This window comes from Rhodococcus sp. O3, assembly GCF_048897285.1.
In the GTDB taxonomy this organism is placed as follows: domain Bacteria; phylum Actinomycetota; class Actinomycetes; order Mycobacteriales; family Mycobacteriaceae; genus Rhodococcus.
Window position 1 is genome coordinate 15679 of sequence record NZ_JBMBTE010000064.1, and the last position, 14515, is coordinate 30193.

The following is a 14515-nucleotide window of genomic DNA, read 5'->3' on the forward strand; positions in this document are numbered from 1 at the left end:
CCAGTGTGCCAGCCACACGCGGCGCCCCGAACCGCCTACCGAGGCGATCCACGCGCCGAGTCCGGATCCGCTCACGCTGCAGGGCAGGCGTTTTCCGAATCGGTGGGCACATCGTGATTCACCAGACCGCCGAGCCACCGACACAGCCTGGTCACCTATGGGGAATCTCTGTTAACTTTCTGCCCATTCATGTATCGACAAGGGGGATGGACATGCGCCTGCGCGCCCTCACCGCCGCGACCTTCGCGGCGATCTTCGCGCTCTTCGGAACCGGAACGGCACAGGCCGAGTAACCGGCACCTCCCCTACCCGTGGGAAGGACCTTCCTAGACGGTGTTGCAAGCGAATTGGGATCACCCGGCGGCAACGCCCCCGGCACCGACGACTGGAGCTGCGTGCCGTCGGAGGAACATCCCGACCCGGTGATCCTCGTGCACGGCACCGTCCTCAACCGGCAGGACAACTGGTCGTACCCGGCACCCCTGCTCGCCAACGAGGGGTACTGCGTCTTCGCCCTCACTTATGGCAACCATGCCGACCTGCCGTGGCCGCTCAACGCCGTCGGCGGACTGCTGCCGATGGAAGAGAGCGCACAGCAGCTCGCCGATTTCGTCGACGAGGTCCTCGCCGCCACCGGCGCGGAGAAGGTGGATCTGATCGGCCACTCGCAGGGCACGTTGATGCCCGTCTGGTACGTCAAGTTCCTCGGCGGCAACGAGAAGGTCGACGACTACATCTCCCTCGGTCCCGTGTACGAGGGCAGCCACGCGTTCCTGATCGCCGCGTCTTTCGAGTTGTTCGAGCGGGTCGGGGCACGCCAGGACATGGAGAACCTGGTGCACGCGCTCGGGTGTGGCGCCTGCCCGCAGGTGCTGGCCGGCTCCGACTGGATCCACACCATCCAGGAGGCCGGCGTGTACGCCGACGAGGTCACCTACACGAACATCATGAGCCGGTACGAAGAGATCGTCCTGCCCTACACCAGCGGCTACCGCGAAGCCCCCAACGCAACGAACATCGTGCTCCAGGACCACTGCGGCAACGACTTCGTCGAGCATGCCGGTATCGTCAACGACCCGAACGCCGCGTGGTTCGTGCTGAAGGCACTCGATCCGGAGGATCCGCGACCGCTGAACTGCGTGTTCGTGCCGCCGATCCTCGGCTGGAGCCCGGACCCGACGCTCGGGCCGGCACCGGAGACCGAGGCGGTTACCGCGCAGGCCGGCTACTGACGACCGTCGGGGGCGCGCGCCGATCAGAACGGAACCTGCACCCCGAGAAGGCCGGTTCCCGGCGCGCGTCCGGACAGGACGCGACAGAACTCGACCGCGTCCATCTCGACGGGCTGTGCACCGGACCCGGTGCGCCAGCGGCCTCCGGCCGGACCGGTCAGGGTGAGATCGATCGGCCGGCCGTGCCGTCGTGCCCATTCGTCGACGACGTCGGCGACGAGCGCCCCGTCGTGTTCGGCGGTCAGGACCATCGTCTCGCCGGTCGCGCGGCAGATGTCCACACGGTGCATCCAGGGGTCGCGCGTGAAGATGACGTCGACCAGGTACCCGAGGGTCCACCATTCGTCGACGCCACCGACCGCCTGCGCCGGTTTCATGGTCAGGTTCCGGGCGAGGGACGGTGTACGGGCGCGTGCCCGCGCCGCCTTGACCCCCGTGGCCCGGTAGGCCGACGCCAAGGTCTCGTTGTCGAGAGTGGAGAATTTCTCGACCTGATGCGCGGTCAGGGCATCGATGAAGACGCCGGGCGAGCGTTTCGCGACGGCGAGCTGGCGGCGCATCTCCAGGAGGGACGCGGACATCCGCGCCATCCCGTAGGCGTGCCCGGCGATCGCGCGCACGTCCCACCCGGGACATTCGGTCGGTTGTCTCCATTCGTCGGATGTCAGCCGGTCCAGCAGATCGGCGAACCGCTCGTACTCGGTGGCGGCCAGACGCATCGCGAGGTCGCGTTGCATCACCGGTCGTCGTGGGCGCGTAGTGGACTCGGTTGTGGTCGTTGCAGCCATCGGACGCTCCTTACAGTCCTACGTTCTCGGCGAACATGTCCACGGCCCGATCGAGAAGCCGACGCCACCGGTCGCCACCCGGATCGTTGGCGAGCTGGGCATCGATGAGACCACCCGTGAGCGCGACACACAGATCCACATCCTGCTGGTCACGAATCCCCAACTCTGCCAACGCGTTACGGAACAGATCGAGGGTTCCCACGGCCGGCGCGTACGAGTCGGCACTCGGCTCGAAATCGATGACGATCCGCTGGTTCATCAGCTGGAATCGGGCGAGATCTTCGACGCAGAAATCGAAGAAGGTGGCCGCGAGGGATCGCAGCACACCGCGCGGTGTGTCGGGCAGGTTCCGGACGCATTCCGTCATGACCGCCAGGCACTCGCTCCAGGCCTGTCCGAACATCGCGTCGTAGAGCGCGTTCTTCGAATCGAAGTGGCTGTAGAGCGAGGGGGGTCTCATTCCCACGCGGTCGGCGACCTCGCGGAGGGTCAGATTCGCGAGCCCGCATTCGCGGGCGGCATCCCAGGCCGCGGCGACAATCTCGGATCGAGTTGCCGAACGGCGTTCGGCCACCCTATCGCGGTTCGGTTTGCCTAACACACTTAGGACGATCCTCGCGTCGGCTGCGGATGTCAACCCTCCGCGGGGGTGGACGTGACGAATTCCGGCTGGTCCAGCACGCGGAGCCAACTCCCGTCCGGCTGCCTCCGCACCACCTGCGCGCGGGCCCCGGCCCCGTCCCGCGGCGGGGTGGACGTCAGGGCGAGGTCGCCGCTGACGAGCGTCGGCAGCGGCGGTTCGGGTTCGAAGCGCGGCGCGTGAGCCAGCACCTCGGCCCACAGTTCCCGGATGGCGGCACGGCCGACGGTGACGGATCCGGGCGGGTACGCCAGCACGGCGTCCTCCTCGTACAGGGCCGCCACGCCGTCCGCGTCGCCGGCGTTGGATCGTTCGACGAACAGTCGGGTGATGTCCTCCGGCGTCATGGCCTTCTCGAGCTGCTTCTCCGTCATCGGTGCGTCCTCTCCTGGTGGGGATTCGGTACACCTCCAGCCTCGCGCGCCGAACATCAGAAGTCCAACAGATAGTTCTTGCCGTACCTAGAATCAGGAGTTGTGGAACTACGCCAGCTCGAATACTTCGTCGCGGTGGCCGAGGAAGCCAACTTCACTCGTGCGGCCGCCCGCGTGCACATCAGCCAATCCGGGGTCAGCGCACAGATTCGGCAGCTCGAGAACGAATTGGGCGCCGTGCTGTTCGACCGCAGCACGCGTATCGCCACACTCACCGCCGCCGGGGAGGCAGCACTCCCCCACGCGCGCGCCGCCCTGGCCGCGGCACGCGCGGTGCGCGAGGCCGTCGACGACGTAAACCACCTGGTCCGGGGCCGGCTCGCGGTCGGAATGGTCACCGCGTGCACGGTGTCACCGCTGTTCGACGCGTTGTCCGCGTGCCGGCGTGCACACCCGGGCGTCACCGTCGATCTCGTCGAGGACAACTCGGACGTGCTGGTGGACCGGGTACGTACCGGCACTCTCGACGTGGCGCTGGTCGGTCTCGCGGACACACCGCCGGACGACCTCGAGTCGCTGACGATCGTGTCCGAGCGGATCGTCGCGGCCGTGCCGCCGGCACATCCGCTCACGGAAATCCCCGCCGTGCACCTGGCGGATCTGGTTCCGCACCCGCTGATCTGCCTGCCCCGGGGAACCGGTATCCGCACGGTCCTGGATCGAACCTGCGCGGCGCGAGCGGTCAGCGTCGAGGTCGCGATGCAGGCCAGCGCGCCCGACGCGGTGGCGGACCTGGCGGCACGCGGGCTGGGAGTGGCGATCCTCAGCACGTCGATGGCCGGGTCGTACCCGGGACTCGTTCCCCTACCGCTGGAAGACGCCGACGTCGACGCGGTCCTCGCGCTGGTGTGGCGACCCGATCCGTCGCCCGCCGTGCAGGCCCTGAAACGCGCGATGGCGCCCACTCCCGAAGGAGTGAGCGCCATCGGCGTCAGCGAGAACTAGCTCACTTGATGATCTTCGTGACGCGACCGGCGCCGACGGTGCGGCCACCCTCGCGGATCGCGAAGCGCAGGCCCTCGTCCATGGCGACCGGCTGGATCAGAACGACCGACATCTCGGTGTTGTCGCCCGGCATGACCATCTCGGTGCCCTCGGGAAGGGTCACAACGCCCGTCACGTCCGTGGTACGGAAGTAGAACTGCGGACGGTAGTTGTTGAAGAACGGCGTGTGGCGGCCGCCCTCTTCCTTGTTGAGGATGTAGGCCTGGCCCTCGAACTCCGTGTGCGGAGTCGTGGTGCCCGGCTTGACGACGACCTGGCCGCGCTCGACGTCCTCGCGCTTGATGCCACGAACCAGCAGACCGACGTTGTCGCCGGCCTGGCCCTGGTCGAGCAGCTTGCGGAACATCTCGATGCCGGTGACCGTGGTCTTGGTCGAGGTCGGGCGGATACCGACGATCTCGACTTCCTCGTTCACGTTGATGACACCGCGCTCGATGCGGCCGGTGACGACGGTGCCACGACCGGTGATCGTGAAGACGTCCTCGACGGGCATCAGGAACGGCTTGTCGGTCTCACGGACCGGGTCCGGGATCGACTCGTCGACAGCGTCCATCAGGTCCTCGATGGACTTGACCCACTTCGGGTCACCCTCGAGTGCCTTGAGAGCCGAGATCGGGACGACCGGAGCTTCCTCGTCGAACTCCTGGGCGGCCAGCAGCTCGCGGACCTCCATCTCGACGAGCTCGAGGATTTCCTCGTCGTCGACCATGTCGGCCTTGTTCAGGGCGACGAGGATGTAGGGCACGCCGACCTGGCGGGCGAGCAGCACGTGCTCACGCGTCTGCGGCATCGGGCCGTCGGTGGCGGCCACGACCAGGATCGCGCCGTCCATCTGGGCAGCACCGGTGATCATGTTCTTGATGTAGTCGGCGTGACCCGGAGCGTCGACGTGCGCGTAGTGGCGCTTCTCCGTCTGGTACTCGACGTGGGAGATGTTGATCGTGATACCACGAGCCTTCTCCTCGGGAGCCTTGTCGATCTGGTCGAACGCGAAGCTCTCGTTGAGATCCGGGTACTTGTCGGCCAGCACCTTGGTGATCGCAGCCGTGGTGGTGGTCTTGCCATGGTCGACGTGACCGATGGTGCCGATGTTCACGTGCGGCTTGGTCCGCTCGAACTTCGCCTTCGCCACTGGAATGTCCTCCTGGACTGTTGTTGCTTGCAGTATGCAGCAGTGCGGTTTTATTACTTGGTCGTGCAGGTGACCGAGGGGATAACCCGAAGGTTACTCGCCGGTCGCCTTGGCGATGATTTCCTTCGAGACGTTCGACGGAACCTCTGCGTAGGAATCGAACACCATGGAGAAGTTCGCCCGGCCCTGGGTCTTCGACCGCAGGTCACCGATGTAACCGAACATCTCCGAGAGCGGAACCAGCGCCTTCACGACACGGGCACCACTGCGTTCCTCCATGGCCTGGATCTGGCCACGGCGGGAGTTGAGGTCGCCGATCACTTCACCCATGTAGTCCTCGGGGGTGGTGACCTCGACAGCCATGAGCGGCTCGAGGATGACCGGAGCAGCCTTGCGGGCAGCTTCCTTCAGGGCCTGCGAACCGGCGATCTTGAACGCCATTTCCGACGAGTCGACGTCGTGGTACGCACCGTCGAGGAGCGTGACCTTGACGTTCACCAGCGGGTAGCCGGCGAGCACGCCGTACTGCATCGCGTCCTGCGCACCGGCGTCGACGGACGGGATGTACTCGCGGGGCACGCGACCACCGGTGACCTTGTTCTCGAACTCGTAGGTCGCGCCGTCCTCGCCCTTGAAGGGCTCCAGGGCGATGATGACCTTCGCGAACTGGCCGGAACCACCGGTCTGCTTCTTGTGCGTGAACTCGAGCTTCTCGACCGGCTTGGTGATGGTCTCGCGGTACGCAACCTGCGGCTTGCCGACGTTGGCCTCGACCTTGAACTCGCGACGCATGCGGTCGACGAGGATGTCGAGGTGGAGCTCGCCCATGCCGCCGATGACGGTCTGGCCGGTCTCCTCGTCGAGCTCGACGGAGAACGTCGGGTCCTCTTCGGCGAGCTTCTGGATCGCGGTGCCCAGCTTCTCCTGGTCGGACTTGGTCTTGGGCTCGATGGAGACCTGGATGACCGGGTCCGGGAAGGTCATCGACTCGAGGACGATCGGGGCGTCCTGCGCGCACAGCGTGTCACCGGTCGTGGTGTCCTTCAGGCCGATCATCGCGTAGATGTGGCCCGCGACGGCCTCATCGACCGGGTTCTCCTTGTTGGCGTGCATCTGGAACAGCTTGCCGATGCGCTCCTTCTTGCCCTTGGTGGCGTTGAGCACCTGGGCACCGGGCTCGACCCGGCCGGAGTACACGCGGACGAAGGTCAGCTTGCCGAAGAACGGGTGCGCAGCGATCTTGAAGGCCAGAGCCGAGAACGGCTCGTCCTTGCTCGGCTTACGCGTGAGGACGGTCTCCTCGTCGTTCAGCTTGGAGCCCTGGACCTCGCCGATGTCCAGCGGGTTCGGCAGGTAGTCGATGACCGCGTCGAGCATGGGCTGAACACCCTTGTTCTTGAACGCGGAGCCGCACAGCACCGGGTAGAGCTCGGAGGCGACGGTCATCTTGCGGATGGCAGCCTTGATCTCCGCGACGGTGAGTTCCTCGCCGCCGAAGTACTTCTCCATGAGCTCTTCGTCGGACTCGGCGACGGTCTCGAGCAGCTTCTCGCGGTACTCGGCGGCCTTGTCGGCGAGCTCGGCGGGGATCTCCTCGATGGTCGGCTCGGCGCCGATCTCGACGGTGCCGCGCCAGGTGATGGCCTTCATCTCGACGAGGTCGACGACGCCGTCGAAGGCATCCTCGGCACCGATCGGGAGCTGGAGGACCAGCGGCTTCGCACCGAGACGATCGATGATCGTCTGCACGGTGAAGTAGAAGTCCGCGCCCATCTTGTCCATCTTGTTGACGAAGCAGATGCGCGGAACGTCGTACTTGGCAGCCTGGCGCCAGACCTGCTCGGACTGGGGCTCGACGCCCTCCTTGCCGTCGAACACGGCGACCGCGCCGTCGAGGACGCGCAGGGACCGCTCGACCTCGACCGTGAAGTCGACGTGGCCGGGGGTGTCGATGATGTTGATCTGGTTCTTGTTCCAGAAGCAGGTCACGGCGGCGGAGGTGATGGTGATACCACGCTCCTTCTCCTGCTCCATCCAGTCGGTGGTCGAAGCACCGTCATGGGTCTCACCGATCTTGTAGTTCACACCGGTGTAGAAGAGGATGCGCTCGGTCGTGGTGGTCTTGCCGGCATCGATGTGCGCCATGATGCCGATGTTGCGGACCTTGTTCAGGTCGGTCAGCACTTCCTGTGCCACAGGTAAACCCCGCTCGTAGCTCGTGTCGGTCCTTGGGTGCGGACCACGTGTTCTTGTGTTGTCAGCCGGCCGTCACAGGACCGACACAGATGTGCGAGCAGCCGACCGGGAGGTGGTGGTAACCGATCCTCCCGGCCGGCAACGACTCACCAGCGGTAGTGCGCGAACGCCTTGTTGGCTTCAGCCATCTTGTGGGTGTCCTCGCGGCGCTTCACGGACGCACCGAGACCGTTGCTCGCGTCGAGAAGCTCGTTGGCCAGACGCTCCACCATGGTCTTCTCACGACGCTGACGCGCGAAGGTGACCAGCCAGCGCAGGGCCAGCGTGGTGGAACGGCCGGGGCGAACCTCGACCGGGACCTGGTAGGTGGCACCACCGACGCGGCGGCTGCGGACCTCGAGAGCGGGCTTGACGTTGTCGAGCGCGCGCTTGAGGGTGACGACCGGATCGGTGCCGGTCTTCTCGCGAGCCTGCTCGAGCGCCTCGTAGACGATGCGCTCGGCGGTGGACTTCTTACCGTCCAGGAGGATCTTGTTGACCAGCTGCGTGACCAGCGGCGAACCGTAGACCGGATCGGCGATCAGCGGGCGCTTGGGAGCGGGACCCTTACGTGGCATCAGCCCTTCTCCTTCTTCGCTCCGTAGCGGCTGCGAGCCTGCTTGCGGTTCTTGACACCCTGGGTGTCGAGCGAGCCGCGGATGATCTTGTAGCGGACACCCGGGAGGTCCTTCACACGACCGCCACGAACGAGCACCATCGAGTGCTCCTGGAGGTTGTGGCCCTCACCGGGGATGTACGCGGTGACCTCGACAGCGCTGGTCAGGCGGACACGCGCGACCTTACGGAGAGCCGAGTTCGGCTTCTTCGGGGTGGTGGTGTACACGCGGGTGCACACGCCACGGCGCTGCGGGCTGCCCTTGAGGGCCGCGGTCTTGACCTTGGCGGTCTTGTCGCGGCGGCCCTTGCGGACCAGCTGATTGATGGTTGGCATCTACAGGCTTTCTCGTTGTCTGGAGCTGCTCACACGAGCAGCCTCGGCTGTTCTGAAATTAGGGATCCATCGGTTGGGACAAGGAAGCTGCTGCCCCGCACCCGCCCCCCGTGTGCACACGAGGTCGGGCGTGTCGCGTACCCCCACACAGGCAGCCGGGGGCTCGCAAACTGCAGTTGTCTACAGACTGTCTACAGACCGCGCGCACGGCACTACCTCGCATAGGCACACAGATCGGCCCGGGCATGCCGGACACGACCCACAACGATACCCGGCGGCGAGCCACGAGGTCAAAGTGAGCTACCGCTCCCCCACCGACCTCGCACAGCGGCCTCAGCTGCTCAGGTTGAGAGTGAGCCGGGCCAGTGTTGCGGCCGCTTCGCACGGATCCGGATGCGCCGATCCGGGCGCGTACTGCACCCACCAGCCGAAGATCCCCACGGTCGACGCGTTCGCGGAGACACCGCACGAATGCGGATCGGCGGGCCGTCGCATCAGCAGCGCCCGCCGGCCCTCGACGGTGGTGTTCTCCACCGCGTAGCCGAGCCGTTCACCGGCCTCGCGTTCGGTGTCGAGGGCACCCGTCTCGAACCAGTTGAAGGTGACCTTGACCGGACCGCTGGGGCCGTCGCCGTCCCAGCGGCAGATCGCGCCGAAGAACCCGCGCAGCACGTAGTCGGATCCGACGCTCTGCGCGATCTGCTCGTCGGTGACGGCATCGCACTCGGTGAGCAGCTTGGTGAATTCGGCCGAGGCTCCACCCCCACCGGCACCTTCCTGTACTGCGCGCCCCTCGATGGTGCGGCTGCATCCGGCGAGCGCTCCCCCGGCGACCACGGCGGCTAGCACCGCCGTGGCGGTCCGTCCCAGCCGGCTCGAGGTGATTCGGCGCGCGCTCATTCCTCTGCCCTCTCCGCGGACAGCTCCGCGAGCCGGCGCGCGACCACACACGCGTCCGCGGCGGGCGTGAAGTCCGCGTACGTGACGGACCAGTGGATGAAGTCGCCTCCGTACTGAAGGCCGATCTCGCACAGCACGGTCTGCCCCAGCTCGTTCTGCGCCGAGCCCATGAACCCCTCGTGACCGCCGATCTCGACGTCCTCGGCCGGGCGGCCGATCAGATCGGAGCCGGCGCGTTCGCGCCCGATGGGACTGCCCCGGTACCACGAGAACGTGACGCTGGGCCCGCCGACCACCGTCTCCCATTCGCACCCGACCGAATTGCGGGTGACCGTCGCGAACGCGCCCAGACCGAACGCGGCGCCCACCTCGTCGTCGGTGACCGAGCTGCACTCCCCGAAGAACGGGCCCGGCTCGGTGACCTGCTGGGCGGGTGACGCGTCGGCGGCCGGAGGCGCGTCGTCGCCGGAACCGCACCCGGTGGCGGCGAACCCGAGGGCCGCGACCGCGGCCAGCATCGTGGCCGGCTTGGCAAGCATGGACACTGACCTTACCCAGCCGAGTGCTCGGTCGCCCGGCGGCGCCGCGCCGCGTCGATGACCGTGTCGAGCTGGGCGGCCCAGTTCCGCACGATCTCGGCACGTCGCCGCGAATCGTCGGTGAGCACGTCCGCGAGACCGAGACCGCGGGCAAGGTCGAGCGTGGCCTGCACCATGCGGTGCACCACCGGATCGGAGCCGTCCGCGTCGAGTTCCTCGAGAGCCACCCGGTGCGCGACGCGCCCGAAGTGTTCCTCGAGCGGCACGATGCGCGCCCGCAGTTCCGGATCGGCGGCCGCGGCGGTCCACACCTGGAGCGCGGCCCGGAACAGGCTGCCGGTGTACTGCTCGACGAGCCGCGCCACCACCGCCTCGGTGCGGGCCGGACCGTACGGCAGATCGATACTCTCGCGGCGCACCAGATCCATGCGGCTGTCGAACATGAACTCGAGCGCCGCGGTGATCAGTTCCTCGCGGGTCGGGAAATGATGCTGGGTCGCGCCCCGCGACACACCGGCACGTTCGGCGACGACACCGACCGTGGTCGCGCCCCAGCCGAGTTCGGCAAGGCAGTCGATCGTCGCCTCGAGCAACCGCTGGCGTGTCGCGCGGCTGCGGTCCTGCTTGGGCTCCCGCGTCACTGCTGCCCTCCGTGTGTGTCGTGCTGTGCGGTTGCCTCGGCACTCTTCCCCAGAGCCGGCAGCAGACCCATGATGGCACCGCGCGACAAGTGGTCGGGGATGCGGCACGCCCTTTCGTACACTCGAGACCGATACGGACAGGGAGGGGAGGTCTCGTCGTGGCGACACTGGTCAGGCGGGAAGACTATTTCGACGCCGCCATCGAGATTCTGTCTACGGACGATCACGGTGGCCTCAAGCAGGCACCCCTGTGCCGGCGCCTGGCCGTCACGACGGGTTCGTTCTACAACTATTTCCAGAGCTGGGGTCAGTTCAAGACCGAGTTCCTGCAGCACTGGCTCGACAGGCAAACCCTGCAGCTCGTGGACGCGGCCCGGCTCGTCGCCGAGTCCGATCAGCGTCTCGAACTGCTCATCGAGTTCGCGTGCGGGCTGCCGCACCGCGCCGAATCCGCGATCCGGGCGTGGGCACACAGCGACGCCGAGGTCCGGGCCGTGCAGAACACGGTCGACCGGCAACGATTCGACGTCGTACTGGAAGCCACGACCGGTCTCCTCGGATCCGGCGCCGACGCCGAGAACTTCGCCCGGATGGGACTGTTCATCCTGTACGGATACCAGCAGTCGATGCCACAGCCGGACCTCGACCACCTGCGGTGGTCGCTGAAGAAGACGTTCGCGGACGCGCTGGCCGTGCGCACACCGGCGTAGGGGTACTCGCGGCCCGCCGCGGAAGCACCGGTCGTCAGGCACGATCGAGCAGCACCTGTTCGAACTGCCGGCGCCATTCGCGCAGGTACGGATCGGTCTCGGCGTCCCGCGGATCGATCGCGTAGCCGAGCGCGACCCCGCGCATGCTCGTGTACACGAGGTCGCGGGTCTCGGCGTAGCGCGGATTCGCGGTCAGGTCCGGTCCGAAGAACCGGTCCGTCTGTTCCTTGATCATGCCGCCCAGCGCACGTTCCAGCGGCAGCAGTTCGGTGCGCAGGTCCTCGTGCGAACGCGCGGCCAGCCACAGTTCCATCGACGCCCAGAAGTACGGCTGGCGGAAGTGCTGCCACATCAGGTCCACGGCGACCGCGATGCGCTCGACGGGGTCCGCCGGCCACTGCCGGTCCCGGCCCACGTCGCGCACCCCGCGCGCGGCCAGGTGATGGACGGCCGCGACGAGCAGCGAGTCCCGGTTGGGATAGTGATGCAGCAGCCGCCCGCGGGACACCCCGGCAGCCTGCTGGATCCGTACGGTGGTCGCGCGCGAATATCCGTGCGCGACCAGGACTTCGACGGCGGCATCGAGAATCGTCGTGCGGGTGGCGCGGCTGCGTTCCTGCTCCGCGCGGGCGCGCGTGTGTTCCTGCTCCGCGCGACGTCGGCTGCCGTCGGCCGGCCCTGTGCTCATGCCTGCACTGTTCCTCACCGGAGCCCGCTCGATCAAAAGCACCGCGCCGACCGCTTCACTTCCGCGCCCACGACGGGCGCCGGCGCTGCAGGAACGCGGTCACACCTTCGATCGCTTCCTCGGAACCGAACAGCCGCGCGGACTGCGCGGCCAGCTCGTCGCTGTAGCGGTCGAAGTCCGCGAGCGTCCGCATCGTGATCAGCCGTTTCGACTCGGCCAGGCCTTGCGGCGAACATTCGGACAGGTCGGCCAGCAGTTCGTTCACGGTCCCGTGGGGGTCGTCCGTCTCCATCGTCACCAGGCCGATCGCGACCGCTTCCTCGGGGCCGAAGCGTTCGCCGGTGAGGAAGTAGCGTCCCGCGGCCCGCTGGGACAGGCGAGGCAGAACGGTCAGGGAGATGATCGACGCCGCGAGCCCGAGTTTGACCTCGGTCAGCGCGAACGTCGATCGCGGTCCGGCGACGACGATGTCGCACGCGCCGACCAGCCCCATCCCGCCGGCCCGCACGTGACCGTCGATCACCCCGACGACCGGTTTCGGCAGTTCCAGGAACGCCCGCAGCAGCGCCGTCATCTCCCGGGTACGTTCCGCGGCCGCCTCGGCGGGGTTGTCCGACGCCTCGCCGAGGTCGGCTCCGGCACAGAATGTTCCGCCGGTGTGGGTGAGGACGACGGCGCGGACGCCGGGATCGGACGCAGCGGTGTCCAGGCCGCGACGCAACTCGTCGAGCATGCGCGCCGACAGTGCGTTGCGGTTGTGCGGCGAGTCGAGCGTCAGTTTCGCGAACCCGCGCGACGTCTTGTACCGCACGTACGGCTCGGATCGTTCCGGATCGGCCACCACTACCTCCTCACTGAAGTCTCCCTGATCCGGCGGTCCCCCGCTGCGGCTCAGTACGACTTCGGCAGTCCCAGGGAATGCTGCGACACGAAGTTGAGGATCATCTCCCGGCTCACCGGAGCGACCCGCGCGATTCGAGCGGCACCGAGCAGCGACGCGAGGCCGTACTCCTGGGTGAGGCCGCCACCGCCGTGGGTCTGGATCGCCTGGTCGAGTGTCTTGATGCTGGCCTCGGCACCCGCGTACTTCGCCATGTTCGCCGCTTCCGCCGCACCGAAGTCGTCGCCGCTGTCGTACAGTACGGCGGCCTTCTGCATCATCAGCTTGGCGAGCTCGAGTTCGATCTTGCACTGCGCCAACGGATGCGCGATGCCCTGGTGCGCACCGATGGGGTCCTTCCACACGGTGCGTTCCCCGGCGTAGCGCACGGCCGCGTCGAGGGCGTAGCGGCCGAGCCCGACCGCCATCGCCGCGCCGAGGATGCGTTCGGGGTTGAGCCCGGCGAACAACTGCATCAGTGCCGCTTCCGGCTCACCGACCAGCGCGTCGGCGGGCAGCCGCACGTCGTCGAAGAACAACGTGAACTGGTGGTCGGGCTCGATGATGTCCATTTCCATCGGCGTCTTGACGAAGCCGGGGGTGTCCGTGGGCACGATGAACAGGGCGGGGCGCAGCTTGCCGGTCTTCGCGTCCTCGGTCCGGGCGACGACGAGCACCGCGTCGGCCTGGTCGACACCGGAGATGAAGATCTTGCTGCCGTGGAGGATCCAATCCTCACCGTCACGCTTGGCGACGGTGGAGATCCGGTGCGAATTCGATCCGGCGTCGGCCTCGGTGATGCCGAACGCCATGATCTTCGAACCGTCCGCGAGGCCGGGCAGCCACTGCTGCTTCTGCGCGTCGGTGCCGTACTTGGCGATGATGGTGCCGCAGATGGCAGGTGACACGACGACCAGCAGCAGCCCGCATCCCTTCGCGGCGAGTTCCTCCTGCACGAGCGCCAGTTCGTAGATCCCGGCGCCACCCCCGCCGTATTCCTCCGGCAGGTTCACACCGAGAAATCCGAGTTTCGATGCCTCGTCCCACAATTCAGTCAGCGGCTCGTGGCGGCGGGCCTTCGGCAGCACGTAGTCGACGTAGTTGTAGCGTTCGGCGAGCGCGGCGACCGCGGCCCGCAGCTGCTTCTGTTCGTCGGTTTCGATGACACTCATGCCTGATCTCCTTCTGCGGTGTGCGCGTCCGGCTCCGTGACAACGGCCAGGAGCGCGCCGACGGCGACCTGCGCGCCGACGGTGACGTTCAATTCGGTGAGGACCCCCGAGGTGGGGGCGGTGATCGTGTGTTCCATCTTCATCGCGTCGAGCCACAGGATCGGCTGCCCGGCGGTGACGGTGTCGCCGACCTCGGCGCCGAGGCGGATCACCGCGCCGGGCATCGGCGCGAGCAGCGACCCGGCGGCGACCTGCATCGACGGATCCGTGAAGCGCGGGACCTCGCGCAGCCGGACCGGCCCGAGCCCCGAATCGACGTGCACCGCATCGGCGTAGCGTGCGACCCGGAACTCGCGGCGCAGCCCGTCCAGTTCGAGGACCACCCGGTCGGGCCGGAGATCGAGAAGGGTGACCGTCTCGAACCCGGTGTCGAACCCGACCGTGTCCAGCCCGGTGCGGCCGAGCCGGTAGCGCACCTCATGCTCACCGTGATCGCCGGTGAACGTCTTGACCTGCGGTTGCGACGGCAGGTTCCGCCACCCGCCGGGCAGGCCCGCGTTCACGGAC

The 14515-nt window shown here is 67.3% G+C and carries 17 protein-coding genes; 3 read left to right on the plus strand and 14 right to left on the minus strand.

The window, feature by feature from the left end; translation table 11 throughout:
- The first annotated feature begins 347 nt into the window (after positions 1-347).
- On the plus strand, positions 348-1232 hold the full coding sequence (locus ACN675_RS18025) for an esterase/lipase family protein (RefSeq protein WP_420752137.1): 885 nt from the start codon (positions 348-350) through the stop codon (positions 1230-1232).
- Between the two features lie 23 nt (positions 1233-1255).
- Here ACN675_RS18025 and ACN675_RS18030 read toward each other — a convergent pair whose 3' ends face one another.
- Genes ACN675_RS18030 through ACN675_RS18040 form a run of 3 tightly spaced genes read right to left on the minus strand, consistent with a single transcriptional unit; the run spans position 1256 to position 3034 of the window.
- Entirely contained in the window at positions 1256-2020 is a 765-nt protein-coding gene (locus tag ACN675_RS18030) for a maleylpyruvate isomerase family mycothiol-dependent enzyme (protein WP_420752138.1), read from the minus strand.
- Positions 2021-2030: 10 nt separating this feature from the next.
- Complete coding sequence (locus ACN675_RS18035; RefSeq protein WP_420752139.1) at positions 2031-2594, minus strand: TetR/AcrR family transcriptional regulator; 564 nt, start codon at positions 2592-2594, stop codon at positions 2031-2033.
- A gap of 59 nt (positions 2595-2653) precedes the next feature.
- On the minus strand, positions 2654-3034 hold the full coding sequence (locus ACN675_RS18040; RefSeq protein WP_420752140.1) for a YybH family protein: 381 nt from the start codon (positions 3032-3034) through the stop codon (positions 2654-2656).
- A 102-nt stretch (positions 3035-3136) separates the two neighbouring features.
- Here ACN675_RS18040 and ACN675_RS18045 point away from each other — a divergent pair, with 102 nt between their 5' ends.
- Positions 3137-4039, plus strand: coding sequence for a LysR family transcriptional regulator (locus ACN675_RS18045; RefSeq protein ID WP_420752141.1), 903 nt, complete (start codon positions 3137-3139; stop codon positions 4037-4039).
- A 1-nt stretch (position 4040) separates the two neighbouring features.
- Here the strand turns inward: ACN675_RS18045 and tuf are convergent, their stop codons facing one another.
- From tuf to ACN675_RS18080, 7 genes are all read right to left on the minus strand, one after another.
- On the minus strand, positions 4041-5231 hold the full coding sequence (tuf, locus tag ACN675_RS18050) for an elongation factor Tu (RefSeq protein ID WP_197251460.1): 1191 nt from the start codon (positions 5229-5231) through the stop codon (positions 4041-4043).
- Positions 5232-5324: 93 nt separating this feature from the next.
- Entirely contained in the window at positions 5325-7427 is a 2103-nt protein-coding gene (fusA, locus tag ACN675_RS18055) for an elongation factor G (RefSeq protein ID WP_420752142.1), read from the minus strand.
- Between the two features lie 146 nt (positions 7428-7573).
- The gene (gene rpsG / locus ACN675_RS18060; RefSeq protein ID WP_068159523.1) at positions 7574-8044 is read right to left on the minus strand and encodes a 30S ribosomal protein S7; all 471 of its coding nucleotides are present in this window, start codon (positions 8042-8044) and stop codon (positions 7574-7576) included.
- On the minus strand, positions 8044-8418 hold the full coding sequence (gene rpsL / locus ACN675_RS18065) for a 30S ribosomal protein S12 (protein WP_197251459.1): 375 nt from the start codon (positions 8416-8418) through the stop codon (positions 8044-8046). The genes rpsG and rpsL overlap by 1 nt, the downstream gene beginning before the upstream one ends.
- Positions 8419-8751: 333 nt before the next feature.
- Positions 8752-9318: a DUF3558 domain-containing protein gene (locus ACN675_RS18070; protein ID WP_420752143.1), complete on the minus strand. Its 567-nt coding sequence runs from the start codon at positions 9316-9318 to the stop codon at positions 8752-8754.
- A complete protein-coding gene (locus ACN675_RS18075) occupies positions 9315-9857 on the minus strand; it encodes a DUF3558 domain-containing protein (protein ID WP_420752144.1) in 543 nt (180 codons plus the stop codon). Before ACN675_RS18075 ends, ACN675_RS18070 begins: the two co-directional genes overlap by 4 nt.
- 11 nt (positions 9858-9868) lie before the next feature.
- Positions 9869-10498, minus strand: a complete 630-nt coding sequence (locus tag ACN675_RS18080; RefSeq protein ID WP_420752145.1) for a TetR/AcrR family transcriptional regulator — start codon at positions 10496-10498, stop codon at positions 9869-9871.
- Positions 10499-10656: 158 nt separating this feature from the next.
- Here ACN675_RS18080 and ACN675_RS18085 point away from each other — a divergent pair, with 158 nt between their 5' ends.
- Positions 10657-11208 carry a TetR/AcrR family transcriptional regulator gene (locus ACN675_RS18085; protein WP_420752146.1) on the plus strand — a complete coding sequence of 184 codons (552 nt, stop codon included), beginning with the start codon at positions 10657-10659 and terminating at the stop codon, positions 11206-11208.
- A 34-nt stretch (positions 11209-11242) separates the two neighbouring features.
- On the opposite strand, the gene ACN675_RS18090 is transcribed toward ACN675_RS18085, so the two are convergent.
- The 4 genes from ACN675_RS18090 to ACN675_RS18105 form a co-directional block, all read right to left on the minus strand.
- The gene (locus ACN675_RS18090; protein ID WP_420752147.1) at positions 11243-11896 is read right to left on the minus strand and encodes a TetR/AcrR family transcriptional regulator; all 654 of its coding nucleotides are present in this window, start codon (positions 11894-11896) and stop codon (positions 11243-11245) included.
- Between the two features lie 55 nt (positions 11897-11951).
- On the minus strand, positions 11952-12737 hold the full coding sequence (locus tag ACN675_RS18095) for an enoyl-CoA hydratase family protein (RefSeq protein ID WP_420752148.1): 786 nt from the start codon (positions 12735-12737) through the stop codon (positions 11952-11954).
- A gap of 50 nt (positions 12738-12787) precedes the next feature.
- Positions 12788-13948: an acyl-CoA dehydrogenase family protein gene (locus ACN675_RS18100; protein ID WP_420752149.1), complete on the minus strand. Its 1161-nt coding sequence runs from the start codon at positions 13946-13948 to the stop codon at positions 12788-12790.
- A partial coding sequence (locus tag ACN675_RS18105) for a biotin/lipoyl-containing protein (protein ID WP_420752150.1) occupies positions 13945-14515 on the minus strand: 571 nt, incomplete at its 5' end. The genes ACN675_RS18105 and ACN675_RS18100, both read right to left, overlap by 4 nt.